Annotated in this window: 17 protein-coding genes and 1 tRNA gene; 8 read left to right on the top strand and 10 right to left on the bottom strand. The window is 57.0% G+C overall.

The annotated features are described in order from the left end of the window. Positions 1 to 12 precede the first annotated feature (12 nt). Positions 13 to 1,482 (bottom strand): 30S ribosomal protein S1, encoded by a 1,470-nt coding sequence (locus tag RDK48_RS08990; RefSeq protein ID WP_298997527.1) that lies wholly within the window; start codon positions 1,480 to 1,482, stop codon positions 13 to 15. 669 nt (positions 1,483 to 2,151) lie between these two features. Here RDK48_RS08990 and RDK48_RS08985 point away from each other — a divergent pair. Then, positions 2,152 to 3,438: a dicarboxylate/amino acid:cation symporter gene (locus RDK48_RS08985; protein ID WP_298997529.1), complete on the top strand. Its 1,287-nt coding sequence runs from the start codon at positions 2,152 to 2,154 to the stop codon at positions 3,436 to 3,438. A gap of 209 nt (positions 3,439 to 3,647) precedes the next feature. Next, positions 3,648 to 4,475 (top strand): class I SAM-dependent methyltransferase, encoded by an 828-nt coding sequence (locus RDK48_RS08980; protein ID WP_298997532.1) that lies wholly within the window; start codon positions 3,648 to 3,650, stop codon positions 4,473 to 4,475. A 68-nt stretch (positions 4,476 to 4,543) separates the two neighbouring features. On the opposite strand, the gene RDK48_RS14965 is transcribed toward RDK48_RS08980, so the two are convergent. The 5 genes from RDK48_RS14965 to RDK48_RS08960 all read right to left on the bottom strand — a co-directional run bounded on the left by RDK48_RS14965 (position 4,544) and on the right by RDK48_RS08960 (position 7,618). Next, complete coding sequence (locus tag RDK48_RS14965; protein WP_374042257.1) at positions 4,544 to 4,903, bottom strand: GNAT family N-acetyltransferase; 360 nt, start codon at positions 4,901 to 4,903, stop codon at positions 4,544 to 4,546. Continuing rightward, on the bottom strand, positions 4,797 to 5,546 hold the full coding sequence (locus RDK48_RS14960; protein WP_374042256.1) for a hypothetical protein: 750 nt from the start codon (positions 5,544 to 5,546) through the stop codon (positions 4,797 to 4,799). The genes RDK48_RS14965 and RDK48_RS14960 overlap by 107 nt, the downstream gene beginning before the upstream one ends. A gap of 459 nt (positions 5,547 to 6,005) precedes the next feature. Then, the gene (locus RDK48_RS08970; protein ID WP_298993717.1) at positions 6,006 to 6,407 is read right to left on the bottom strand and encodes a RidA family protein; all 402 of its coding nucleotides are present in this window, start codon (positions 6,405 to 6,407) and stop codon (positions 6,006 to 6,008) included. Positions 6,408 to 6,678: 271 nt separating this feature from the next. Continuing rightward, positions 6,679 to 6,755, bottom strand: a tRNA-Met gene (locus RDK48_RS08965). Between the two features lie 65 nt (positions 6,756 to 6,820). Next, positions 6,821 to 7,618: an undecaprenyl-diphosphate phosphatase gene (locus RDK48_RS08960; protein WP_291444680.1), complete on the bottom strand. Its 798-nt coding sequence runs from the start codon at positions 7,616 to 7,618 to the stop codon at positions 6,821 to 6,823. Positions 7,619 to 7,731: 113 nt separating this feature from the next. Between RDK48_RS08960 and RDK48_RS08955 the strand changes: the two genes are divergently transcribed. After that, the gene (locus RDK48_RS08955) at positions 7,732 to 7,923 is read left to right on the top strand and encodes a hypothetical protein (RefSeq protein ID WP_298993723.1); all 192 of its coding nucleotides are present in this window, start codon (positions 7,732 to 7,734) and stop codon (positions 7,921 to 7,923) included. Positions 7,924 to 8,022: 99 nt separating this feature from the next. Here the strand turns inward: RDK48_RS08955 and metG are convergent, their stop codons facing one another. Further along, a complete protein-coding gene (gene metG, locus RDK48_RS08950) occupies positions 8,023 to 10,020 on the bottom strand; it encodes a methionine--tRNA ligase (RefSeq protein WP_298993725.1) in 1,998 nt (665 codons plus the stop codon). Positions 10,021 to 10,043: 23 nt separating this feature from the next. Further along, positions 10,044 to 11,114, bottom strand: a complete 1,071-nt coding sequence (locus tag RDK48_RS08945; protein WP_298993727.1) for a regulatory iron-sulfur-containing complex subunit RicT — start codon at positions 11,112 to 11,114, stop codon at positions 10,044 to 10,046. A gap of 183 nt (positions 11,115 to 11,297) precedes the next feature. Here RDK48_RS08945 and RDK48_RS08940 point away from each other — a divergent pair, with 183 nt between their 5' ends. The 5 genes from RDK48_RS08940 to RDK48_RS08920 all read left to right on the top strand — a co-directional run bounded on the left by RDK48_RS08940 (position 11,298) and on the right by RDK48_RS08920 (position 20,830). After that, on the top strand, positions 11,298 to 11,858 hold the full coding sequence (locus RDK48_RS08940; protein ID WP_298993729.1) for an HD domain-containing protein: 561 nt from the start codon (positions 11,298 to 11,300) through the stop codon (positions 11,856 to 11,858). Positions 11,859 to 11,882: 24 nt separating this feature from the next. Then, complete coding sequence (locus tag RDK48_RS08935; protein ID WP_298993730.1) at positions 11,883 to 13,187, top strand: ATP-dependent 6-phosphofructokinase; 1,305 nt, start codon at positions 11,883 to 11,885, stop codon at positions 13,185 to 13,187. Positions 13,188 to 13,195: 8 nt separating this feature from the next. Beyond that, a complete protein-coding gene (locus tag RDK48_RS08930) occupies positions 13,196 to 16,525 on the top strand; it encodes an exodeoxyribonuclease V subunit beta (RefSeq protein WP_298993732.1) in 3,330 nt (1,109 codons plus the stop codon). Then, positions 16,522 to 19,533, top strand: a complete 3,012-nt coding sequence (locus tag RDK48_RS08925) for a PD-(D/E)XK nuclease family protein (protein ID WP_298993734.1) — start codon at positions 16,522 to 16,524, stop codon at positions 19,531 to 19,533. Before RDK48_RS08930 ends, RDK48_RS08925 begins: the two co-directional genes overlap by 4 nt. A gap of 142 nt (positions 19,534 to 19,675) precedes the next feature. Beyond that, positions 19,676 to 20,830, top strand: coding sequence for a nitronate monooxygenase family protein (locus RDK48_RS08920; RefSeq protein WP_298993735.1), 1,155 nt, complete (start codon positions 19,676 to 19,678; stop codon positions 20,828 to 20,830). Positions 20,831 to 20,942: 112 nt separating this feature from the next. Here RDK48_RS08920 and RDK48_RS08915 read toward each other — a convergent pair whose 3' ends face one another. Together RDK48_RS08915 and RDK48_RS08910 are read right to left on the bottom strand one after the other, a co-directional pair. Then, positions 20,943 to 21,311, bottom strand: a complete 369-nt coding sequence (locus RDK48_RS08915) for a pyrimidine dimer DNA glycosylase/endonuclease V (protein ID WP_308587916.1) — start codon at positions 21,309 to 21,311, stop codon at positions 20,943 to 20,945. Between the two features lie 141 nt (positions 21,312 to 21,452). Continuing rightward, positions 21,453 to 25,028 (bottom strand): PEP/pyruvate-binding domain-containing protein, encoded by a 3,576-nt coding sequence (locus RDK48_RS08910; protein WP_298993737.1) that lies wholly within the window; start codon positions 25,026 to 25,028, stop codon positions 21,453 to 21,455. Positions 25,029 to 25,116 lie beyond the last annotated feature (88 nt).

The following is a 25,116-nucleotide window of genomic DNA, read 5'->3' as shown; positions in this document are numbered from 1 at the left end:
AATAGCTCCTGGTTACTTATTTTTCAGAGCCTTCTGCAAAGCCTGTGCCATGATGTTCATTCCAGACCCGCTGTTGGAGCTTGCTGCGGATGCATGCTGCTTCCATGCCTTGTCTTCGGCGGGTGCGGCAGTTTGTTCACCCTCAGGGGCAAGGCTGATGCGTCTGGCGCTGGTGTCCAAATTTTGTACAGTAAGGGTAACGGCGTCGCCCTTGTCCAATTTGCTGTACTGTTTGCCCTGCTTGGAGTTTTTGATAACGCCAGCAGGCAGCAAACCGGTGATGCCGGGGGCCAGCGTAATAAAGAGGCCATAGGGGGTGCGGCTCTCAACCGTGCCGCTTACCGTTGAACCAACGGCAAACTGCTGGGCGGCTTCTTTCCAGGGGTCGCCTTCCGCATCGCGCAGGCTCAGGGAAATACGGTGGCTTTCAAGGTTGATTTCCTTGATTTTAACCGAAACGACTTCGCCCGCCGCAAGCACGTCTTCGGCCTTGGCCACGCGCTTTGTCCACGACAGTTCAGAAATATGCACAAGGCCTTCAATGCCGGGCAGAAGCTCCACAAACGCGCCAAAGGGCGCGAGGCGCACAACCTTGCCGGAAACGACCGTGCCGGGCTCAAGCCTGGTGGTCACATCCTGCCAGGGATCACCCTCGGCCTGCTTGCGCGAAAGCGAAATGCGCACGTGGCCCTTGCTGTCCTTGCTGATGGAGATAACCTTGGCGCGCACGGTGTCGCCAAGCGACACGGCTTCGTCAGGAGCGCCCACGCGCGACCAGGAAAGTTCGGAAAGGTGGATCATGCCTTCAACAGAAGGAGCAAGCTCCATGAATGCGCCAAAAGCGGCGAAACGCGTGATCTTGCCTTCAACCATGTCGCCGGGCTTGAGGCTTTCAAGCAGGGTGTCGAGCTGTTCGGCGCGTTCACGCTCAACAATGGCGCGGTGCGAAACCACAACATTTCTGCCGCGATTTTCAACGCGGATAACCAGAAACGGCATGCTGCGGCCCACAACCTCGGCGGCGTCTTCAGACGTGGCAACGCCAAGCTGGCTGCCGGGGCAGAAGGCCTGCTTGCCAAGCACGTCAACCGTGTAGCCGCCCTTGCACACTGCGGTTATGCGGCCGTCAACCGGCACCGCCGCATCGCGGGCTTCTTCAAGCGCGGCAACACCGCTGCCGCTCATGGAGCGGGAAAGGCGAATCTCTTGCGAGGAAACACCAGTAACCCACGCTTCGAGGCTGTCGCCGGGCTTAACGCTTTCATTGCCCTCGGCATCAAGAATGTCTTTGCGGTCAATGATGCCGTCAACCTTTATGCCCACGTCCACAAAAACGCTGTCGCCAGTGATGGCAATTACAGTCCCGGTCACTTTCTGGCCGGGCTGCAGGCGGTTTGAAGCGGTTTCGTGGGCCGCCAGCATGGCGGCAAAATCCTCAGCGCCTTCCTCCGACATGGAGGTTGCGAACTTATCCTCGGTCATAGTTTTCCTGCTCCTTACAAGCTGGGCTTATTGCTCAAGTCCGCCATATTACGCCATCCGCACAAGGAAAACAATTGTCTTTTTAGTCCTGATTTTTCCGGGCCTTTTGGTGGGTACTGAATCAAATTTATACAGGTGGATATTTTTTAAGCATGCTGCTCTCTCAAGTGGCAAGCAAAAACGAAAATTTAGGACAGGCCGAGAAATAATAATTGGGGGAAATGATACTTATTTATTTGTACTAAAAATTAAAACTGTATTGTTTGATCAAACAATAACTTTTGTTATGCAACAAGTTAAAAAAATATTTTGATTGCATTTTTATTGTGTGCAGTGTTAATGGTAGACAGCTTTTACCTACGTATGGTTCATCAAAGTGTTGTTGGAATGATCAAACAGTTTTGCAAATGAAACGAGATTGTGTATGGCAATATTGAATACACTGAGCATCCCTTTAATATATGTTTTTAGTATTTCTTATTTAGTTGTTGAAAAAAATGAAAATGATTTTTTTTCTGTTTCAAAAATGAATAATTCAATTTTATATCTATATGACAAAACGTTGCCGCCCTAGTGACCTTGAATAAAAACTATGTGGATAGCGTATTATTGCTGTATCAGGAGCTGAGAAACCAGACTTACATCAGGCCATAAGCCAGGATTCCCGCCATGAAATACTTGAAAATTTTGTATGTGCAGGTTCTCATTGCCATATTTATTGGCATTCTTTTGGGTCACTTTTATCCTGAACTGGCCGTCAAGATGCAGCCCTTGGGCAAGGGCTTCATCAACCTTATTAAAATGATCATCGCTCCCTTGATTTTTTCAACCGTTGTTACCGGCATAGCCGGCATGAAAGATATCAAGGCGGTGGGCAAAACTGGCGGCATAGCGCTTGTCTATTTTACCATCATCACGCTTACGGCCCTTGCCATCGGCCTTGTGGTGGTCAACCTGGCCCAACCCGGCGCTGGCATGAACGTTGACGTAAGCACCTTCAATGCTGCGGACAAAAACATTGCCGCCCAGTATGCTGGCAAGGCAAAAGACAACAACATCATTAACTTCTTCCTCAACATCATCCCCAATACCTTTGTTTCTGCCTTTACCAGCGGCGAAATCCTTCAGGTACTGCTGGTGGCCATGCTGTTTGCCTTTGCACTGAACTACAGCGGCGAAAAGGGCAAGCTGTGCTTTGACCTCATCAAGAGCCTTTCTGAAGTGTTGTTCAAGGTTATCGGCATTATCATGCACGTGGCCCCCATCGGTGCGTTCGGCGCAATGGCTTTTACCATTGGCAAGGAGGGTATCGGCTCTGTGCTTGTGCTTGGCGAGCTCATTGTGTGCTTCTATGTTACAAGCATTCTTTTTGTCGTGTTCATTCTGGGGACCATCTCCTTTAGCTGCGGGTTCAGCATCTTCAAGTTTGTGCGGTATATTCGCGAAGAACTGTTTATCGTGCTTGGCACGTCTTCTTCCGAATCCGTACTGCCAAACATGTTGCGCAAGATGGAAAAAGCTGGCTGCAACAAAAGCGTGGTAGACCTTGTAATCCCCGCTGGATATTCGTTTAACCTTGATGGAACAGCCATTTACCTGACAATGGCGGCCATATTCCTTGCCCAGGCCACCAATACGCCCATGCCGCTGGGTGATCAGCTTGTGCTCTTGGGTATTCTGCTGATTTCTTCCAAGGGCGCGGCGGCTGTTACCGGCGGCGGCTTTATTGTGCTGGCCGGTACGCTGAGCTCTGTTGGCAGCATCCCGCCCGAGAGCATTGCCGTTATCTTCGGCATCGACCGTTTCATGTCTGAAGCCCGCGCGCTCACCAACCTTGTGGGCAATGGTGTTGCAACCATCTTTGTTTCAAGGGTTACAGGCAACCTGGATGTGGAAAAGCTGCATGCAGAGCTTGACCGTAAAAAAGTGGTAGGCCAGCCCGTCCCCACAGTTTAACCTTCACAGTCTGCCTCTGTCCGGCTGAACATTGACCGGGCAGGGGCAGACTCCCCTGCTCCACCGATTTTCAAAACCCACCATTGAATGTTTGTCAGCCCGCAGAAACAGCGGGCTGATTTTTCTTTATTCCCACGTCGTCTCCTTGTACCGTTATAGAACATCGCTGGAATACGGCGCAGTATTGCGCGCAAACAAAGGTTTTGAACATGGACATAAAAGAATTTGAAGCATACTGGGCAGACAGGCAGCCGGATCGGTCAGATCTGGCGGAGTTCTGGAGCCGCCGCGCCCAGTCGTTCAACACCCATTCTGCCGAAGCAGACTCCAGCGCGTACCGTCGAGATCTGGTTGCCAAGGTTGCAGCACGCGCCAAGGTTGGCAAGGCTGATGCAGTGCTGGACATCGGCTGTGGGCCGGGCAGGCACGCCCTGATTTTTGCTGGGTTGGCAGGCAGCGTAGAGGGCTTTGATATCGCGCCCGGCATGATCGAATACGCAAATGAAAATGCGCAGCGTGTGGGGATGGAGAACGCCCGTTTTCACGTGCTTGACTGGGATACTGCGGATCTGAAGCAGCTTGGTTGGCAAAAACGGTTTCAGCTTGTCTTTGCCTCGCGCACGCCTGCCGTGTATGACCGTGCTACCCTTGAAAAAATGACAGAAGCCTCGCGGGGCTACTGCTGCCTCATCACACAGGTGACGGGCGATAATTCTGTGCGCAGGGAGCTTGCGCCGGTTGTTGGCGCTGAAAATCACGATGACTATACCCGGCGGGGGCTGCACAGCGCCTTCAATATCCTGTGGTTGCAGGGCTATTATCCCGAAGTGGAATACCTTGAGCGCTCGTGGGATTCTGAATGCCCACTGGAAGAAGCCATTGTGATGTACACGCGGCATTTTAACAGCAGAGGACAGCTCGCAGAAGCGCAAGAGGTCGCCCTGGCAGACAAACTGTGCGCCATGAGCAAAAACGGCATGGTGCACGAAACCGGCAGCTCGCGGGTGGGCATGCTTTTCTGGAACGCCAGCCTGTGAGGCTCTGCGGGGGTGCAGGGGGGGCTGCGCACATCTGTCTCACCTGCGGCCCCTGCTTTTGACGGTATTCAGGCCTTTTCTATCAGCCATGTCCTGATGGGAAAGGCCGTTTCTGTCCAGTGCGTCTTATATTGCATCTTGGGGCCATCAAGAGGCCCCATGTCGTAGCGTTGCACACCTTCCTCGCAGAGCCAGCGGATTTTTTCAATCTGCATAAGGTTGCCCAGTGAGAGTTCATGACAATCCTGCGCATAGCTGAACTGCTGCCCCCGATAGATATCCCCGGCCAGGCCGCCAAAAATAAAGCCCACGTCCGTATTTTCACGGCGGGCAAAAAATGACGCGCCCCCCTTTTTCCGGCGCGAGCCGCTGGAGCAGGAATGCGTAAAAATCGCATATGCCCGGCTCCGCCATGCCGCAGTGACCAATCCCCTTCCAGCTTGTGCGCTCAACGGCGATCATGCGGGTAAACGCCGCCTTTGCTTCATCCTCAGTTGAAGGCAGCACGCGTTCATAATAGATGCCCAGTTCGTGCGCCTTTTTTGCCGAACGCTTTAGATTGCGGCGCAGATTGGCCGAACGGCGCGAAAGATAGCCGTCAAGCCCGCCAGCAAGCGAAGCCGACCCCTGAATGCCCGCTTTTACGAGGTGCGCCTGGAGGGGCATGCCTGTTTTGTTGAGCATGTTCTGCACATAATCCAGGCCAGGGCCAAGCCCGCCCACAAGAATTTTAGGAAATCTGGGTGCATAAGTTCTGGAAAAAAAGCGCAAGGCTTCGGCAAAAAGCTGCGGGGCGTTGCTGCCCAGAAGCGGGCAGCCGAAAAACCACGAAGGTTCAAGAGGCGTGATAAAGATCTCTTCTTCCGAAACAAGGCCTTCCGCAAGGGCAATAACGCTGCCGTCGGCTTCTGCAAAAAGTAAACGCCGTTTGGGGCCAAAGGCGTCATGAAAGGCAAGTTGCCATGCTGGCGTGCAACTGAACGGGTCGGCTTGAGCACTGTGCAGCGCTGCGCTATGCCACGTTGCGTATTGTTCGGGTTTGGCGTTGTGGGGCAAATGTATAAACTGCATGGCGGCACCGGAGTAAAAGGCAAGGCGTTTATGCCCCATGCGCTGTTGCGCACACCAAGGCATAAACGCCGTCTATATTGGTTGTACGGGCCTGATTAGCTGCATGGCAGGATCAGACTATTTGTCTGTTGCAGCGTTGTCCTGTTTCTTTTTTTCGGCTACGTATGCTTCTTCATGTATAAGCGTACTACCGCATCGTGGGCAGGACAGTAGTCTGAAAAGCAGCCGAAGTTTAAAGATAAATTCATCCACGAGGCCCGTTGGGCAGTAAAACACATCACCACAGCGCTTGCATCGGTAGACAGTTTTTTCTTTCATAATGCCCCCAGGGTCGCCAATAAATAACTATTAATGAATTACCATGGATGATGGGGGTTATCAATTACCCTGCCCCATGCCATTGTGCCAGCTATCCAATCGGTGCCTGGGCGCCCTCATGTCCATGAAGGGCGCCCGGAATTATCCCTGGGGTTGCTTTGCAGCCCAGATATCAATTTCTATGCTGATTTCCGGCAGACCCAATGCCGATACATACGCAATCGTCATCGATGGGTGTTTGCTATCAAAAAGCTTATCCCACTCACTGTCGAAATAGTCCCAGTCGATTTCTTTCACAGACCAAATATTAACCTTGGTAATATCTGTTCCAGACAGTCCCTCAGTATCAAGCAATGTTTTAATATTTTTAAAAAGTTGCTGCACTTCATCGTTAAAATCCGCAGGAAAAGCGCCATCGCCCCTGATGCCGATTTGCCCTGAAAACACATAAGTGTCCATGCCAGCAGGTATAATGGTTGTGTGCGAATATTTTCCAACAGGCTGATACATGGTCTTTGGTGTTTTTCTTATAATGGTCTTCATGGTGCTCTCTTTGTTTTGATTGGTGCCGAGTGTATGTGCCACAGGTGTGGAAACGGCATCTGGATGATCTTCCTGGAAGCTGAGCAGGACTTTTAGCGTAACAGCATCATAGCAATTTTGAAAGCATCTTGTTGCAGCTGTGAAAAATAGTATGACTGAAGCGTGCTTGAGCAGGGATTACTGGGCTTGTCTGCCCTGTCCAATGAATCTGCATAGTCTGCCGCAAAACAAAAAACCCGGAAGTCTCGTAAGACTTCCGGGTATGAAATTCTGGTAGCAAGGGAGGGATTTGAACCCCCGACACTGCGGGTATGAACCGCATGCTCTGACCAACTGAGCTACCTTGCCGTGTCAGCGCCTCGTTAGCGCGACGATCTATTTATAAAAATTGCCGCCCCTTGGCAAGCATTTTTTTAATTCACCATGAAATAATAAATAAATGGGGCGATCAGCAGGCGGTACACAGCAAAAGGCACCAGGGTAACGCGGCCCATGAGGGCGATGAACACCTTGACTGCCAGCAATGCCGAGAGGAACGAGCCAATCATGCCCACGGCAAAAAAGGGAATATCCGCAGCACTGAACAAATGCCAGCTTTTCAGCATGTCGTAGCCGGTGGCGGCAACCATGATGGGCACTGCGGCAATGAACGAATACTCCGCCGCCAGCGAGCGCTTGCCGCCAAGCAGCATGCCCCCCATGATGGTCGAGGCCGAGCGCGAAAAACCGGGCCACAGGGCAAGGCACTGAAAGCAGCCAATGCCAAGGGCCAGCTTGGGCGTCATGTCGTCCAGTGTGATATATGAGGGTTTGAACTTGCGGCGCTCAACCACTATCATCATCACAGCGCCCACAACCAGCGCAATGAGCACGGTCAAGGGACGGAACAGATAGGTCTTGATGGTCGAGTGCAGCAAAAGCCCGAGCACGCTGGCGGGCAGTGATGTAAGGATAAGCAGCATGATGCCGCGCATGCCCGCAAAACGCACATAGGGCTGGGGGCGCACGAGGCCCCAGAAGCGCTTCCAGTACAGCACCACCACGGCCATGATGGCGCCAAGCTGAATAACCACCTCAAAGGTGGCGGCCTTTTCGCCCATGAAGTTGAGCAGATCGCCCACCAGAATGAGGTGGCCGGATGAGGAAACAGGCAGAAATTCCGTCAGCCCCTCGACAATGCTCAAAATTACCGCAGTAAACAGATTATCCATAAAAACCCTCTGGCGCGAAATCCTGTCGCCTAGTGTGGGATGTGTCGTCCTGCGGGCAGAGCATTGCCAAAAGGCGGCACAACGGCTATGGGTGAATAAAAAAGGATATCTCCATGACAACCATTATGCCGCAAGGTGAACTTGTTCGTAAGGCTGCGGCCTATCTGGCGGAACAGCGTGCCCTGCATACTGGCAAGAGCCTGTCTGCCCTTCTGGACGAAGCGGGTATGCGTTTCAACCTTACGCCGCTTGATGCCGCCGCCCTTGAGCGCCTGTTCCGTGAAGAAGAGGCCAAGGTCCACTAGAGCATTTCCGCCAATTATTCTGTATTGCAGTTAACTGGTGCTGGTTGCAGACGTCGCGCCCATTTGAACCACGGGTGCGACGCCGCTCACCATACCTAATTATGCTATTTCGCTGCCGTCAGGCACGTCGCGGTCTACAGCAAGCAGACCGAGCGCGCTGTCGGTTCCGGCCGTAAGCACCATGCCGTGCGAAACCAAGCCGCGTATCTTGCGCGGGGCAAGGTTCAGCACTGCGCACACGCGTTTACCTACTATATCTTCCGGCGCATAGTGCTCTGCCAGGCCGGAAAGAATCTGACGCAGTTCTCCTTCGCCAAAGTCAATTTCAAGCCGCAGAATGCGGTCGGCATTGGGATGCTTTTCCGCCACCTTCACCGTGCCTACACGCAGATCCAGAGCCTTGAACTGGTCAAATTCCACATTGGGCTTGGCCACGGGGGCTTCTGCCCCGCCCTGCTCTGCTGCAGCCTGCTTGGGCGCGGCTTTTTCCTGCGCTTTTTCCGCCTGCTTGTCCTTCTTTTGAGCCTTGGGTTCCTTGCTGTCCGCGCCTTCTTTTTTCACTTCAATGCGCGGGAACAGGTTGGAGCCTTCCGCCACCTGAATGCCGGGTTCAAGGCCTTCAAAATGGGCAATTTCGTCTTCCACATTGGCAACCGGGGGCTGTCCGTCCTGCACCTGCTGCCCGAGCTGGGCCAGCATTTTGCCAGAGGCTACGGGCATGACGGGCCAGAGGCAGAGCGCGGTTTTGCGCATGGCCGCCAGCATGACGTACATGACGGTTGCGAGGCGCTCCATGTTGCCCTGCTTGTAGAGCGCCCAGGGGGCCTGGGTGTCCACATATTTGTTCAGGGCGCGCACGAGCTCCCACAGGGATTCAAGCCCCTGGGCAAACTGCACGTTGCCAAAAAGCTGCACAAAGTTGCGCATGGAGTTGGCGCACAGGTCGGCAATGGCCTTGTCGTCCTCCTGAAGCGCCTTGGGCATGGGAACGCGGCTGCCGAAATACTTGGCCGTCATGGAAAGCACGCGGCTGAACAGGTTGCCAAGGTCATTGGCAAGGTCGGCGTTGATGCGGCCCACAAGGGCGTCTTCGCTAAAGCTGGCGTCAGAACCAAAGTGCATTTCGCGCAGCAGGAAATAGCGGAATGCGTCCGGCCCGAAGCGATGGGCCATATCGCTCGGTTCCACAACATTGCCAAGCGACTTTGACATCTTGGTGTCGCGCACAAGCCAGTAGCCGTGGACATTCAGATGCTCATACAGCGGCAGGCCCGCAGATTTGAGCATGGTGGGCCAGAATACGGCGTGGGGCTTGAGGATATCTTTGGCAACCAGATGTTCGCCGGGCCAGAACTTTTTAAAATCTTCGCCATCGGGCCAGTTCAGCGCGCTGATGTAGTTGAGCAGCGCGTCAAACCACACGTAGCAGACGTAATCCTTGTCAAAGGGCAGCTCAATGCCCCATGTCAGGCGCGATTTGGGGCGCGAGATGCACAGGTCTTCCAGCGCGCCGGATTCGAGCATGGCCAGCACTTCGCTGCGGTAGCGCTCGGGCCGGATAAACGAAGGATTGGCCTCGATGTGCTCCTTGAGCCAGGGCAGATACTTGGACATGCGGAAGAAGTAGTTCTTCTCGCTGATAAATTCCGGCTTGGTCAGGTGCTGGGGGCAGAGGCCGTTTTCCAGTTCTTTTTCGGTATAGAACCGCTCGCAGCCGTAGCAGTAATGCCCGCCAAACTCGCCAAAATAGATGTCGCCCGCGTCATAGACCTTTTGCAAAAAGGCCTGCACGGCGCTGATGTGCTCGGGATCGGTGGTGCGCACAAAACGGTCGTTGGCAACGTCAAGCTTGGGCCACAGCGCGCGGAAGCGACCGCTGATATCGTCCACAAACTCCTTGGGAGTCTGGCCTTGTTTTTCCGCCGCCTGAACAATCTTGTCGCCGTGCTCGTCTGTACCGGTGAGGAACATGGTGTCCTCGCCAATCAGCTTGTGGTAGCGGGCCATGGCATCGGCAACCACAGTGGTATAGGCATGCCCCAGATGGGGCTTGGCATTGACGTAATAGATGGGCGTTGTGATGAAAAAGCTGTTCACTCAAGGCTCCGTAAGCTTAATTGCTAGTCGTGGTCGGGCCGCTGCGACTTGTTGCGGCGGCGTTTGCGGCGATTCTTGCCCGGTTCGGCCTGCGCCTCCACACCGGGAGCGCGTTCGCCGGATTCGGCGGGGGCGGATTCCTCGGCGGGGGTATCGCGCTCGTCCTGACGGAATTCATCCATAAAATCAAGAGAGTCAAGAGTATCCGGCGTAGCGGAAACCACAAGCAGGCTGTTGTCGTTCATGGGGCCTTTGGGCGGCTGCTTTGGCTGTACGCCCTGGGGGGCCTCCGGCCTGTGGGGCGAAAGCGCCTGCCAATCGTCCAGGCTCAGTTCGACTTCTTCATTGTTTTCCGTCAGCACAGAAAGGGAATTGCGGAACATATTGGCCCGCAGAACCTTCATGGGGCCTTTGTCCGTCTGGTATTTCTTGCCGAGCCGCGGGCACATGCGGTGAAAATGGTCGTAGTTGTCCTGCTCGTAAGAAAGGCAGCAGAGCAGGCGGCCGCAAATACCCGAAATTTTGGCAGGGTTCAGAAAGAGATTCTGCTCTTTTGCCATACGGATGGTCACGGGCGCAAACTTGCGCAGATACCTTCGGCAGCAGCAGACCATGCCGCAGTTGCCCACAGCGCCCACCATCTGCGTTTCGTGGCGCACGCCTATCTGCCGCAGCTCGATGCGCGCCCGGTATTCGCGCACAAGGTCTTTGACCAGATCGCGAAAATCAATGCGGGAGGGCGCGGTGAAGTAAAAGATGAGCTTGCTGCGGTCAAAAAAGACCTCCACATCCACAAGCTTCATATCAAGGTTGCGGTCGCGGATGCACTGGCGGCAGAACTGCTGCGCTTCGCGCGCCATCTGCTCGTTGGCTTCACCACGGAGGATGTCTTCTGAACCGGCATGACGCAGAATGGAGGGCAGTTCCTGCTCCATTTGTCCGGGCAAATGCTCTGCGGGGCCGGATACTATTTCGGCGAGGGTCTGGCCCTGTTCTGCCTCAATAAGTACATGATCCCCCCGTTTGAAGCCGGAGGGGCCGGTATAATAGCTTGTTTGTCCAAGCGTTCTGAAACGGAGACCGTATATGGGCATAAATTGTCGCTTCGGCAAAGGTAGTGGAATATGTATTCCGAAAAGATTCTTTTCCGTCATTAATGCCGTGCTGTCAACTGGGCTGCGGGTCGGGCCACGGCTGCGCATCGGCCGTTCACCCTCGCGCGGCTTGCAAAGCCGGGTTGCCTGATTTACATTTTTAAACATAAGGGAGTACTTGCCATGATAGAACGTCAATCGGCCCTCACCCTGCTGGCCGAGCAAAAAACACCGCCTTCCCTGTTGCAGCATGCCCTGGCCTCCGAGGCCATAATGCGCGCCCTTGCCCAACATTTTGGCGAAGATGAAGACCTCTGGGGCCTCACGGGCCTTTTGCACGACCTCGACTACCCCGCCACGGCGGAAAACGCCGCGCGGCACGGGCTGGACACAGCAGAAATGCTGGCTGGCCAGTTGCCGGATGAGGCCCTTACGGCCATTCGCGCCCATAATGCGGAAATGAACGGCGCGGCTGGCCCAGCCTCGCGCTTTGATTACGCCCTGCGCTGCGGCGAAACCGTCACCGGGCTTATCTCTGCCGCTGCGCTCATGCGCCCCACGGGCATGGAAGGCATGGAAGTTAAAAGTATAAAGAAAAAGATGAAGGATAAAGCCTTTGCGGCCAGCGTGTGCCGCGACAACATCCGCCAGTGCGCCGAGGCCGGGCTTGAGCTTGATGCTTTTCTGGCTCTGTCCATCGAAGCCATGCGCGCCAATGCGGCGGAACTTGGTTTAAGCAAATAGCTCCAAAACAGCCGAGGCTGCACCATGCAAGAATGTTCGCTCGAAACGGAAATCCGCACGCTTGGCCCCTGCAAGCTTGATTCTGTGCTGCCCTACCGCACATGGGCAGACAACAAGACCGTGCAGATTGTTGTGGATGAAGAACTGTCGGAAGAAGTGAACGCGCCCTTCAGCGTATGCCTTGAGGCCGCTGGCCCGCGCAAAAAACTCTATTTTGACACCACCCGCGCCAAGTGCGCCATCGTGACCTGCGGCGGGCTTTGCCCCGGCATCAACGATGTCATCCGCGCCATTGTGATGGAGGCCTTCCACGCCTACAACGTGCCCTCCATTCTGGGCATCGCCTACGGGCTTGAGGGTTTTATTCCCAAGTACGGGCATGCTCCCTTTGAGCTTACGCCTTCAAGCGTGGCGGATATTCACCGTTTTGGCGGCACCATGCTTGGTTCCTCACGCGGGCCGCAGCCTGCCGAGGAAATTGTGGATAACCTTGAACGCAGCAACGTCAACGCTCTCTTTGTCATTGGCGGCGACGGCACCATGAAGGCCGCTCTTGCCATCAGTAGCGAGGTGCAGGCGCGCGGGCTCAAGATATCCGTCATCGGCATCCCCAAAACCATTGATAACGACATCAACTTCATTCCCCAGTCGTTCGGCTTTGAAACAGCCGCCTTCAAGGCCACGGAGGCCATTGAATGCGCACATACCGAGGCCTGCGGCGTGCCCAACGGCATTGGCCTTGTCAAGCTGATGGGGCGGGAATCGGGCTTTATCGCCGCGCGCGCGGCTCTGGCCCTCAAAGAAGTGAACTTTGTGCTCATTCCCGAGGCTCCCTTTGCCCTTGAGGGCGAGGGCGGGCTTTTGCCCGCGCTGGAAGAACGCCTGCGCTCGCGCGGGCATGCCGTGATTGTGGCAGCCGAGGGCGCAGGCCAGCACCTTATGGAAAATCACGCCGCCAAGGATGTCTCGGGCAACCCCGTGCTTGGTGATGTGGCCGACCTGCTGCGCAAGAATATCAGTTCCTATCTTGGCGCGCGCGGCATTGAGCATTCGCTGAAATACATTGACCCGAGCTATATTATCCGCTCCATCCCGGCCAACGCCAACGACAAGGTCTATTGCGGATTTTTGGGCCAGTACGCAGTGCATGCCGCCATGGCCGGACGCACAGACATGGTGGTGGGCAAAATTCAGGATCGTTACGTGCATCTGCCGCTGGAGCTTGTGACCCGCAAGCGCCGCAAGCTCAACATCTATTCAGACCTGTGGCGGGCTGTGCTTGAATCCACCGGTCAGGGCATGCTGAAGGGCATGCTGCCCCCGGCGTAACCGGCAGCATGAAGCATCTCCGACAGGTCAAGGCCTCTGCCGGTTCTGGCAAGACCTATGAATTGACACATTGTTTTCTGCAAAGGCTGGTGCAGAGCGGGCCGCCCGCGAGTGCTTCTGCCTCCTCGGCCTGCGTGCTTTTGCCGGGGGGCCGCTGCGGCTGGGGCGACATCCTCGCCATTACCTTTACCAATGCCGCTGCTACCGAAATGCGCGACCGCGTTATCCGGCAGCTCAAGAGCGCGGCCCTTGGGCAGCCCTTGGGCGGGCTTGCGCTTTCGCCCGATCAGGCCTCCCGCTGGGTGGATGTGATCATGCGCGATATGGGCGCGCTGAACATCCGCACTATTGACAGCCTGCTGCACCTCATTGTGCGCGCGGCAGCGCTGGAACTTGATCTGCATCCGGATTTTCAGCCTGTTTTTGCCACGGAAGAAGTGCTCACCCCCTACCTTGATGTATTGCTTGAACGTGCATGGCAGGGCGATGAAACCATGCGCTCCCTGCTGCGCGAGGTCTATCGGGCCATGGCCTGGCGGGAGAACAGTACGGGCTTTCTTGCGGGCGAAAAGCTGCTCAACCAGTTGCGCGGCCTGTTGGATGACGTGCTGCTCGGGCGCTTTGAAGACATTTCGCCCACAGAAACCCTGCACAAACGGCTGAGCGAAGTGGAGAGCATGGCCGTTACCCATGCCAATATTTTTCTGGCCGCTGCGGCTGCCAGCGGGCTCAATTTCAGCAAAAACGCCCTCGCGGCTGTAGAAGCCATTGCCGCCGGGCAGTGCAAGACTTCGGCATACCTTAGCAAGGCCAGCGCGTCCGACCTGTTTTTGAAAAAACCCGTGGTCAGCGACGAAGTGCAAAAAGCCTACGAGGCCTTTGCCCGAGCAGCCGGGATTCTGGCGGATACCGCTCCCCTACTGCGTCAGGCTGTGGGGCTTGCCCCCGTGCTCTTGCTGGCGCGTACCCTTGTGCAGGCCTTTGTGCAAAACCAGCGGCAGGAAGGCAGCCTGCCGGGCCTGCTGATTCCGCACATGGCGCGGCAGGTGCTTGAAAGCGACAACGGCGTGCCCGAAGCCCTGTGCCGCATGGGCTCGCGCCTCACGCATTTTCTGGTGGATGAATTTCAGGATACCAGCCGCGAGCAATGGTACGCGCTGCGTCCCCTTGTAGAAGAAGCGCTCTCGCGCGGCGGCTCCCTCACCTGGGTGGGTGACGTCAAGCAGTCCATTTACGGCTGGCGTGGTGGCGAGCCGGAACTTTTTGACGGCGTGTTTGACGATGCGGGCCTCACAGCCCTCGCGCCTGACGGCCAGCGCGACAATCTGCCCTATAACTGGCGCAGCCGCCGCGAAATCGTGCAGCACAACAACGGCATTTTCGGCCCCTTGGCGCAGCCGGCCATGGCCGCAAAGGTCATGGCCGCCCTTTTGCCCTCGGGCACCCCGCCGGAAATCTGCGGGCAGGCCGCTCAGGGCCTTGTGCGCGCCTTTGCGGGCACGGAGCAGCAATGCCCTGAAAATGCCCGCGAGGGCGGCTTTGTACGCGTGGAGACCATCCTTTCCGTGGATGCCGAGGCTCTGGGCGAAGATGTGCTTGAACGCCTCTGCACACTGTTGCATGAGGATATTGAGCCGCACCATCCCTGGGCCGATGTGCTCATTCTCGTGCGCAGCAACGGCAAGGCCACCCTTGTGGCCGACAGGCTGATCCGTGAAAATATTCCCGTGATTACAGAAAACAGCCTGCGGCTTGCCGCGCATCCGCTGGTGGTGCAGGCCGTGGCCCTGCTCTCCTTTCTTGATAACCCAGAGGACGACATCGCCTTTATGAGCCTTGTGTGCGGCAGCATATTCAGGGAGCATCCCGAAGCTGCGGCTCTCGTGCACGAGGACATTGCTGGCTGGTGCGCCGCATCCAAAGGCGGGCCGCTGTTCCAGCGGTTCAAAAGGCGCTGGCCAGAAATCTGGCAGCGGCTGCTTGCTCCGTTCCACAGTCAATCCGGCCTCATGACGCCCTATGACATGACGCTTGAATGGTTTGCCCGGCTGGATGTGGAGCGGCGCTATCCCGAGGCGGAGACCTTTTTGCGGCGCTTCATGGAAGTGCTGCACAGCGCGGAAGAAAAGGGCCTTGCCACCCTGCCCACATTTCTGGAGCACTGGCACGCCAAAAGCGGCGAAGAAAAGGTGCCCATGCCCGAAAACATGGATGCAGTGCGCGTCATGACCATCCACAAATCCAAAGGCCTGGAAGCCCCGGTGGTCATTGTGCCGTGGACAGACCTGCGCGCCCGCATGGGCAATGAAACCGTGATGGTCGAGCGCGAGGGCCTGCGCCTTGCCGTGGGCAACAGAAAGCATCTGGGTGCGCCCTATCATCAGGAGCTTGCCCGCCAGTGCCGCGAAAACGTCCACCTGCTCTATGTGGCCTTTACCCGTGCGCGCGATGCGCTCTACGTGCTGCGCACCAGCACCGTGGGCGGGCGCGGCTCTACCAGTGACGTGCTGGATATGCTTATGGAACAGGCCGGGTTCACAGCCCCCTACACCGTGGGCGAGGAGCCAGCCGCGCACGATGCCGCCCCGGTTGCAAGTGCTGCGAGGACTTCTGCCGCGGCCCCCTGGGGCAGCAAGCCGGATGTTGCGGAAAGCCCGGAAGGCAAGGAAAACGCTGCCAATTCCCCTGTGGATATTGCCCCAAGCGATGCAATGGCTCCATATGCTGGAGATTCCGCTGGCTTTGCCGACCCCGCCTGGCGGCCCATGCAGTGGCTGCCGCGCCTCAAAATTTTTCGTAATCCTCTGGCAGGATTCAGTTTTCGCGCAGAAGACAGGGGCAGTTTCCTGCATCTGTGCCTTGAACATCTTCACATAACAGGCAATCCGCAGGCGGACGCGCAGGCGGCGCTGAACTTCGGCCTTGGGCATTTTTCCCTGCCTGTGCCGGACGAGGCCGCGTTGCGGGAAAATGCCGTTGCGGCGCTGCAATGGTTTGCCTCGCAGCCGCAGGCGGCTCGCTGGCTGCAAGCGGGCTGGCCCGAACATTCGCTCATGGACGCCGAGGGGCGCTTGCTGCGCATGGATTTGCTGGTGCATGAGCCGTGGGGACCGCTGGTGCTTGATTATAAAAGCGGCCAGCCGGAAGCAGATCACGTGGCGCAGCTACAGACCTACCTTGCCTGCCTGGAAGCCGGAAACGACTGCGCCCCCGGCAGTGCGCGCGGCCTGCTGGTGTACCTTGATTTACGGCGGTTTCAGCTTGTGGAAGCGCACGGCGTTTCGGCCTTTGCCGAGCGTTGCAGCGATCTTTTGCCCGCCACGGAGGCTCAGGCATGAGCTTATCGCCGATTCTCGTTTTTCCCTGGCAACGTCCCTTCCTGCCCGACCTCAAAGCCTTTCTGACCAGGATTGGCAAGGGGCGGGCAGGCGCAACCCTGCTGATCGTGCCCCACAACCGGCCCTGGCGGTACCTCACCAAGCTCTACGCGGAAGAAGGTTATCAGGGCTTGCTGCCCAAGGTCATGACCCTGGCGGATGTTATTTCGGCATGGCGCTCGCAAACCAGCGCAGACCCTCTGCACACTGCCAACGTGCTGGACAGGGTCGCCCTGCTGCACGAGTGCGTTATGGGCCTCGCGCAGGATGACGAGGGCCTTGCCGCACGTTTTGCCCGCATGGACATGGCGCACTTTCTGCCCTGGGGCTTGCGGCTCTCAAACCTGCTGGAAGAAATGCTGGGCCAGCGTGTGGCTGCTGTGGATCTCAGCCATGTGGAACAGGAGGTTTCCGGCCCTGCGGCTGCCCTGCTGGGCGCTCTGGGGCGCATCGGCAAGGCCTATGTGGCCGCGCTGGAGGCTCGCCGCTGGACGACACCGGGATTGGACGCCTTTACCGTCAGCGGAGACGGACTTGCCCTGCCCCGCTTTTTTACGCCCGCAGATGACCGCCCCGTTGTGATGGCCGGATTTTCGCTGCTCACCGGCAGTGAGGAAGCCCTGCTGCACAGGCTCTGGCATGCGGGCGGGCAGATTTGCCTGCATGCAGACCCGGCGCTGGCTTTGGGCACCGCACCGCACTGGGCGTGCGAAGCGCAGGCCGTCTGGCTGCGCCGCTGGAAGGCCACGGCGCGCCTTGCCGTGGAACCCACGGACGCCGAGGCCACGCACAAGCCGCGCATATCTTTTTTTGCCGGGTACGATTGCCATTCACAACTTAAAGCATTGCATGAAGAACTGTCCGTGCCACATAGCGATGCCAGCAGGGCCAGCAATGGGGCAGAAAACGGGGACAGTGGCATATCCGCGTCTGACGGGCTTTCTACGGCGGTTGTGCTCACAGATAGCGCCCTGCTCATGCCCGTTCTGCACCATTTGCCCAACAAGGATGTCAACGTTTCCATGGGCTATCCGCTGGAACGTTCGCCCCTCAACCGTCTGCTTGAGGCTTTACTGCAATTGCAGGAAAACAGGACGGAAGATGGCCGCTATTACTGGCGCAACCTGCTCCAGTGCCTGCGGCACCCCTACCTGAACCTGCTGCGCGTGGATGACGGCAGCGCAACGCCCCTTTATTTGCGCGAGGTCTTGCGCCGCATTGAGGGCATGATTCGCGGCGGGGCGCGGTTTGTGGATATGGACGAGGTTGCCCGGGAGTGCGCCCCGGGCATGCATCCTGCGCTTTTTGAGCTTTTTGAAGCCACGCTCAATGTGCTGGTGCGCCAGCCGGGGCAGGTGGACACTACCGAGGGCATGGCCCTGTGTCTGCAAAACATCTGCGATTTTCTGCTGCGCAACGGCGGCGACATGTGGCGGCATTTTCCGCTGGATGCGGAAGCCATGTACCGACTTGCCCGCCATGCGGCCCCTGTGTTGCGGCAAAACTGCCTCGCGCAGACGCCCTTTCCCACCAGCGTGTTGCACGGCATAGTGCGCGAGGTGCTGCAACAGGAGCGGGTACCGTTTGAGGCGGAGCCGCTCACAGGCTTGCAGGTGCTGGGCATGCTTGAAACGCGCCTGCTGCACTTTGACAGGGTGCTTATTGTGGACGCCACGGACGACAAGCTGCCCGGCAACCCTGCGCAGGATCCCCTGCTGCCTGATTCCCTGCGGCAGGTGCTTGGCCTGCCCGATGCTCGCAGGCGCGAACGCGCCACAGCCCACACGCTGTACCGGCTCTGCGCCGGGGCGAAGGAGGTACGCTTTTTCTGGCAGGAGGGCATCAGCCGCTCTGCGCTCTTTGACGGCAAAAAAAGCCGCAGTCGCTTTGTGGAGCAACTGCTGTGGGAAGAAGAACAGCGCCGTGGCGAGCTGCTTGTGCCCGGTCAGGAGCCGCTGGGGGTGGCTCGTTGCGTGGTGCGCAGCACCCCTGCCGCGCCCAAAAGCCTGCCCCGCACAGAGGCCCTGCACGAGGCCATGCTGGCCCTTCTGCAAAAACCGCTTTCACCTACCCGGCTGGATGTTTACCAGCAGTGCCCTCTGCGCTTTGCCTGGCAGTACCTCTGCGGCTTGCAGCCACCGAAGGAAGTCAACGAAGGCGACGACCCCGCAGCCGTGGGCACCTGCATTCACGATACGCTGCACGCACTGTATGAACCGTATCTCAATAAAGAGGTGCGCCGGGGCGATATCAGCCGCGACACCATGCTTGCGCGTTTTCATGAGGAGCTTGAAAAGGCCGACCTGCGCCGCCTTTTGCCGCCGGACAGCTGCCTCATGCTGGAAGAAGCCGCCCCTGTGCGTTTGAATCGTTTTCTGGACAATCAGCCCGACAGCACAATCATTGTTGCGCTGGAGGAAGAACTCAAGGCCACGCTGTCGCTGGCTGGCGGTGAATATTCCTTCAGGGGCATAATGGATCGCATTGACCGGCGCGATGACCTGCTGCACATCCTTGACTACAAGACAGGCAGCCTTAAATTACATGATGGAAGCTTGTGGGGTGACATCCTTTATTTCAGGCGTACTGAGAGCCTTTTTGAGGCCTTGCGCCAGACGCAGGTGGGCGGCGAATATGAGCCGGACCCCCAGATGCTTGAAGATATGGATACCCTCTTTGAAGAGTTGCGGCCCCGGCTGCCCAGCCTGCAATTGCCCTGCTATGTGAGCATGGCTGTGGGCAGCGGCCTTGGCCCGGTTGGCGACGCCGCGCTGGTTGAACTGCGCGATGCTGGCAGGGAGTATCCCCTTTTTGGCGGGCTGGTGGATGAAGACCTGGCGGAGGCCATTGGATACTGCCATGCGGCGCTTTCTCTTGTATTGCTGCACATGCGCCATGCGCCGTCGTTTACGGCGCGTCCAGACCGCCATTGCGACTGGTGCCCCTATGCTTCATTGTGTGCAGGATAACGGGCCGGAATACATATTATAAAGATGATTGTTGCGTCTTGTGAAATTACCAGCTATGCTTCCCGGCAAACATAGGTATGTCGTTTGAAATCGAAACGATGCAAAATGACACCCTGCTTACGGACAGGACGGAGGTCTTGCAATGTCTTTTCCCGCACTCAAGATAGGTGATCTCACGGCTAAAATCCCTGTAGTTCAGGGTGGCATGGGCGTGGGCATTTCGCTTTCCGGGCTGGCGTCGGCTGTTGCCAATCAGGGTGGTATCGGCGTCATCGCCGGGGCCATGATCGGCATGAAAGAACCCGATGTGGCCAAGGATCCCCTTACAGCCAATCTGCGCGCCCTGCGCAATGAAATATTGAAAGCCCGCGAACTCAGCAACGGTATTATTGGCGTCAACCTGATGGTGGCGCTTACCACGTTCAGCCAGATGGTACGCACCGCCGTTGAAAACAAGGTGGACATCATCTTTTCAGGCGCTGGCCTTCCCCTCGACATGCCGCATCACCTGTTGCAGGTGTGCGAGGAAAAGAAAGAAGAATTCAAAACCAAACTGGTTCCCATTGTTTCTTCAGCCAGAGCGGCCACGGTAATCGCCAAAAAATGGGCTTCGCGCTTTGGTTACACGCCTGACGCCTTTGTGGTTGAAGGCCCCAAGGCTGGCGGCCACCTCGGCTTCAAGGCTGAAGAGTTGCAGGATCCCGGTCACTCGCTTGAAGTTTTGGTGCCGCAGGTGGTGGATGCCGCCAAGGCTATGGAAGACAAGTGCGGTCGAGCCGTGCCTGTTATTGCCGCTGGCGGCGTCTATTCCGGCGCGGACATCATGAAGTTCCTTGATCTTGGCGCTTCCGGCGTGCAGATGGGTACCCGCTTTGTGGCCACCCACGAATGCGATGCTGATGACCGCTTCAAGCAGAGCTACCTCACGGCGCGCGATGAAGACATCACCATTATCAAAAGCCCGGTGGGCATGCCTGGCCGTGCTCTTGGCAATGAATTCATCACGGCCTCGCGCGAGGGCAAGAAAAAGCCTTTCAAGTGCGTGTTCCACTGTGTGCATACCTGCGAACAGGAAAAAACGCCCTATTGCATCGCCCAGGCGCTCATCAACGCCATGAGGGGCAATCTTGAACGCGGTTTTGCCTTTTGCGGTGCCAACGTGGCGCGCGTGAACAAGATTATCTCGGTGCATGAACTCATGGACAGCCTGCAAAAGGAATTTGACGACGCCATGAGCACCCTGAGCAAGAGCGTGCAGAACATGCAGAGCAAGCTCAATTTCAGCATCAAGAGCTAACGCTCTACCCTGCCTGAAAATGCAAAGCCGGGTCTGGATTTCCAGGCCCGGCTTTTTCGTGCGCTGCAGTAAAATATTGCGCTGATGGCGCGCGCGATATCTGTCCCGTAAATCATCCGACTGGAATTGTGTTTTTTGATTGTGTTGGGGCGTTTTTCGCTTGCATCAGGTGGGCGCAGTCAGGGCACCTACGGCGTAATTCAGCGGCATTGGCAGCAATGTTGATGGAGGTGCGGCCTGCATACTGGGCAGCCAGAGAAGCACATTCACACGCATCAATGGATGATGTGTGTTTGAATCTACGCCGGGTCATCTCTGTTACAAGTTCATCATGCCTCGCAAAAAGTTGCTGCGGGTCAACCAATCCGCCAGAAAGAAAACCCTCAATACTCTTGCCGCGCCGCATGCTGCCAAGAAGCATATGCAGTTCCACGTGTTCGCCCAGCAAATGTTTGCGGCACATGCCTTCAGGGGGTAACATCCACATGCGCATACGATTCTCCTGCAAGCAGAAAAAGTTTTTTTGAAGCCAGAGATTGCGTCACCCACTCCGCTGTATGCGAAAAGGCCCGAATCCTGAGATCCGGGCCTTGGTGTATCAGTCGGCAGTGACCGGCTTGCGCTAGTCGTTGACCGTGCGGGAGTATTCCAAAGCCTTGGCCTGCTCCTCGAAGTTCTGGAAGCCGGCGTGATGCAGGGCATCCTCAACCGTTTCGTTCCAGTTCCAGGTGGCGTAGATCACGGGCTTGTGGAAAGTGGAACGGAAGCTCTGCAATTCAGCGCGGTAAAAGGCTTCCTTGGGGGTGTCGAGGTGCTCGCGGAACTGTTCGTGCCGACGCTGCAACTCGCCCTCGTACCATTCCTGAATATCCTGCGGTTCCTTGTACTTCTTGAGGATATGACCGTAACCGGTCTTTTCCATCAGATCGGCAAGGCGCTTGTGGTGTTGGGCGGCAAGCCACTTGCCGAGGTCGGCGGCAGAATGGTTTTCCCCTTCCACAGAGGCGATGTCGAACACGGTCTGGTAGTAGGTATCGGGCACCACCGAGGCGGAGGTAATACCCGCAATGGCGACCAGGCCGCGCAGGATGATGCTGTTGGACACGCCCTGACCGCAGAAGCCCACCTTCTTGGCGTACTTCTGCCCGGTGAATATACTGACAAGGATGGCCCAGATAACAGCGGGATCTTCCTCGTCATAGATGTGGGACAGGCGCGAGTTGTCGCGGTCTGTCGCCAGCACCATCTGGGTCATGTCGTTGGAGCCGATGGAGAAGCCGTCAAACTCGGAGATGAACTGCTTGGCCAGAATGGCGTTGGAAGGCAGCTCGGACATGAGGATGATCTTCAGGCCGTCCTGACCGCTCTTGAGCTTGTGAACCTGCTCAAGGTAGCTGCGCATGGAGCGGGCTTCTTCCAGAGTGCGCACAAAGGGCAGCATCATGCGCAGGTTGGAGCCGCCGTATACGCCGCGGGCCAGCTTGAAGGCTTCAATTTCCCAATCATGGATATTACGGGAAACGCCGCGATAGCCAAGCATGGGGTTGTCTTCGGTATGTTCAAAGAGGCTGCCGCCCAGCAGATTGCGGTATTCGTTGCTCTTGAAGTCGGTTGTGCGGTACGTGATGGGCTTGCCGTAGAAGGCCATGGCAAAGAGGGCCAGGTTTTGGGCCAGGGTCTGAACGTAATGCTCCTTGCCGGTACGGAAGCCGCGGGACTTGATGATGCCGCGAATTTTGTCCGTCAGGTTGCGCAGGTCGTCCATTTCCTTTTTCAGGCCGGAGCGCAGGCTCACTTCTTCACGCAGATGGTTGATGTTGTCCATCAACTTGGTGACTGCGGGCAGATCCTTGATGCGGCGCACATGTTCTTCAACAGTGGCTTCGATTTCGGCAACACGCTTGGCGGATTCGGGGTCAGCCGGATTCAGCAGGGCCAGAGCGTCATCGTAACCCATGATGATGCGAACATGGTCGGCCAGATCATTGGAGGTCTTGAGCACTTCAATACGGCGCGAGGCCATTTCGAGGTGCTGGTCAACCTTGTGATCCAGTTCGCGCATTTTGCGGTGCTGCATCAGCACTTCTTCCGCATTCAGGCTCTTGCTCGCTTCGGCAAAGGCTTCAACCTCTGCGGCAAGGCCGGTCACTTCGCCCACGTATTCGCGCAGGTTAAAGTTGAACACGATCAGCCCGGCAGCCATCTGCTCGCGCAGCACCTTGGAAAGGCGGTTTTCAAGCTCTTTCAGCTTGCTGTGCACCACATTTTCCAGTTCGCCGTTGTCAAAGGCTTCCAGTGCCTGCGGATGGATGCTGATGTTGCCAAGCATGAATTCCGCGCGCAGCAGGCCCACTTCAAACTGGGGGAAGTTGCGCAGACGGGAGAGGAACAGCGCCTGACCCACATCGGCCAGCACAAGGCCGACCTTGGTCTTGGTAAGGGGCAGCTTGGAGAGATCCATTTCGCCGCCCACAAGGTGCAGGGGCAAAAGGCCGCGATAGACCTTGCCGCGTGTGCCGTCAACGGTCACTTCCGCGCCGTCGAGCGCACGCAGTATGTCAAGGCGCTGAATGCCAATAATGGCGGCAATGCCAAGCTCGCGCGAGGTAATGGCCGCGTGGCTCGTGTCGCCGCCCACATCGGCCATAATGGCCGAGGCCACACGCATGCCCGGCACCATGTCCGGGTCGGTGCGTTCGGCGGCAAGCACATCGCCCTTGGCGATCTTGTTCAGTTCAAGGGCAGAACGCAAAAAGCGCACGGTACCCTGACCAGCCCCGCGTGAAGCGCCATTGCCTTCCACCAGCACTTCGGCTTCGGCGGCGGCTTTGGCATCTACCTCGCGGCGGCGCATGAAGATGGTATGGGGGTGCAGCTCAAGGTCATCGTTCCAGCGGGTTTCGGGCCGCGCCTGGACGAACCAGAGCTTGTCGTTGGCGTCAATGCAGAATTCCGTATCCATGATGATGCCGCCGTAAGCCTTGCTGACGGAGCGCACACCCTGGGCTACGCGTTCGGCCTGGCTGAGCGAAAGCGCCCAGCGCAGAGCCTCAAGCTCGGAAACTTCCACTTCACGGGTGCCGCCACGTTCGTCATAGACGATCTTCATGTCCTTGCAGCCCATCTGGCGGATCACAACTTCGCCGCCGTCATCGCGCTGGAAGACATAAAGCTTGTCAGGCGTCACCTTGCCGCCTACCACAGCCTCGCCGAGGCCGTAGCTGGCATCAATGCTGACCAGTTCGCGGCGGTCGGTGCCGCGGCAACCCGTGGCAGTATCGGCAGAAAAGGCCGTACCGGAGATCACGGGATTGATCATCTGCATCATGCAGACAGAAAGCGAGGTGTGCTCAATGGCCCACTCAAGCTTGGCGTTTTCAGCAATGCTCTCATCGCCGGTTTCTTCGGCCTTGGCCAGAGCATCAAGGATGGCCTCGCGTCGGTAGGTCATGGAGCGCAGATTATAGGCAGAGGAGCAGTCCCAATGGTAGGCTTCCACTACTTTGTCTTCACCCACCATGTTCAGGTAGGTATCCTGCAGACCGGCAAAGGCCTTCTTGCGCGAGTCTTCGCCTGCAGCGGAAGAACGCACGGCCACGGGGGTCATGTCGTCTTCGTTTTCGCGGCAGATGTCGCGGTATGCGCCGCGCACGGCTTCCGCAACATCGTGCGGCACTTCAACAGACAAAATGGCTGCCTGCACCATGACCGAGCGCTTGCGCAACTGGTCGATGCCCTCGGGGGAGGTGGCGAAGCCTTCGACTATATTATTGATAAAGGTGCGCAGCTTGGTATTGGTCTGCTCGCCTTCCGCCAGCGCGGCCTGATGAATCTGCTTGCCGAGCTGGCGCACGAACTTCTGCAAGAAGTCCGGATCCTGGTTGATTTCGGGGTCGTTCCAGTCAATGCGCCCGTATTCACGGTCCACCACGCTGCGTACCACACGCCCATTAACCTTTGTTTCATCAAGCAGATGATGAAAGGCAATGGATGAGATGGCGCGAAAATGGGGCGCCTGAATGCCCTGGATCTGACTGATCAGGGCAGTGTTGTAGTTCTTACCACCAACAAGCAACTCCGCTTCGGGACCAATCTGCACAATTTCGGCACCATCAAGCACCAGTTTTTTCTGAACTGCCTCGGGCGCGGCGCCCTTGGGTTTGTTCTGCGCAGGTTTGGCGGCGGGAATCTTAGCCATGTCTTCCTCCGGTTTGGGAAACAGAAGCTTTACAACCTTGGAAATTGTATATCGCCATTAAGGAACTGTCCACAAATTCCAGTAGTGA

The organism is uncultured Desulfovibrio sp. (assembly GCF_902477725.1).
Classification (GTDB): Bacteria; Desulfobacterota; Desulfovibrionia; order Desulfovibrionales; family Desulfovibrionaceae; genus Desulfovibrio.
The sequence above is the reverse complement of the archived record's forward strand: the minus strand, read 5'-3'. Positions and strand labels throughout refer to the sequence as shown.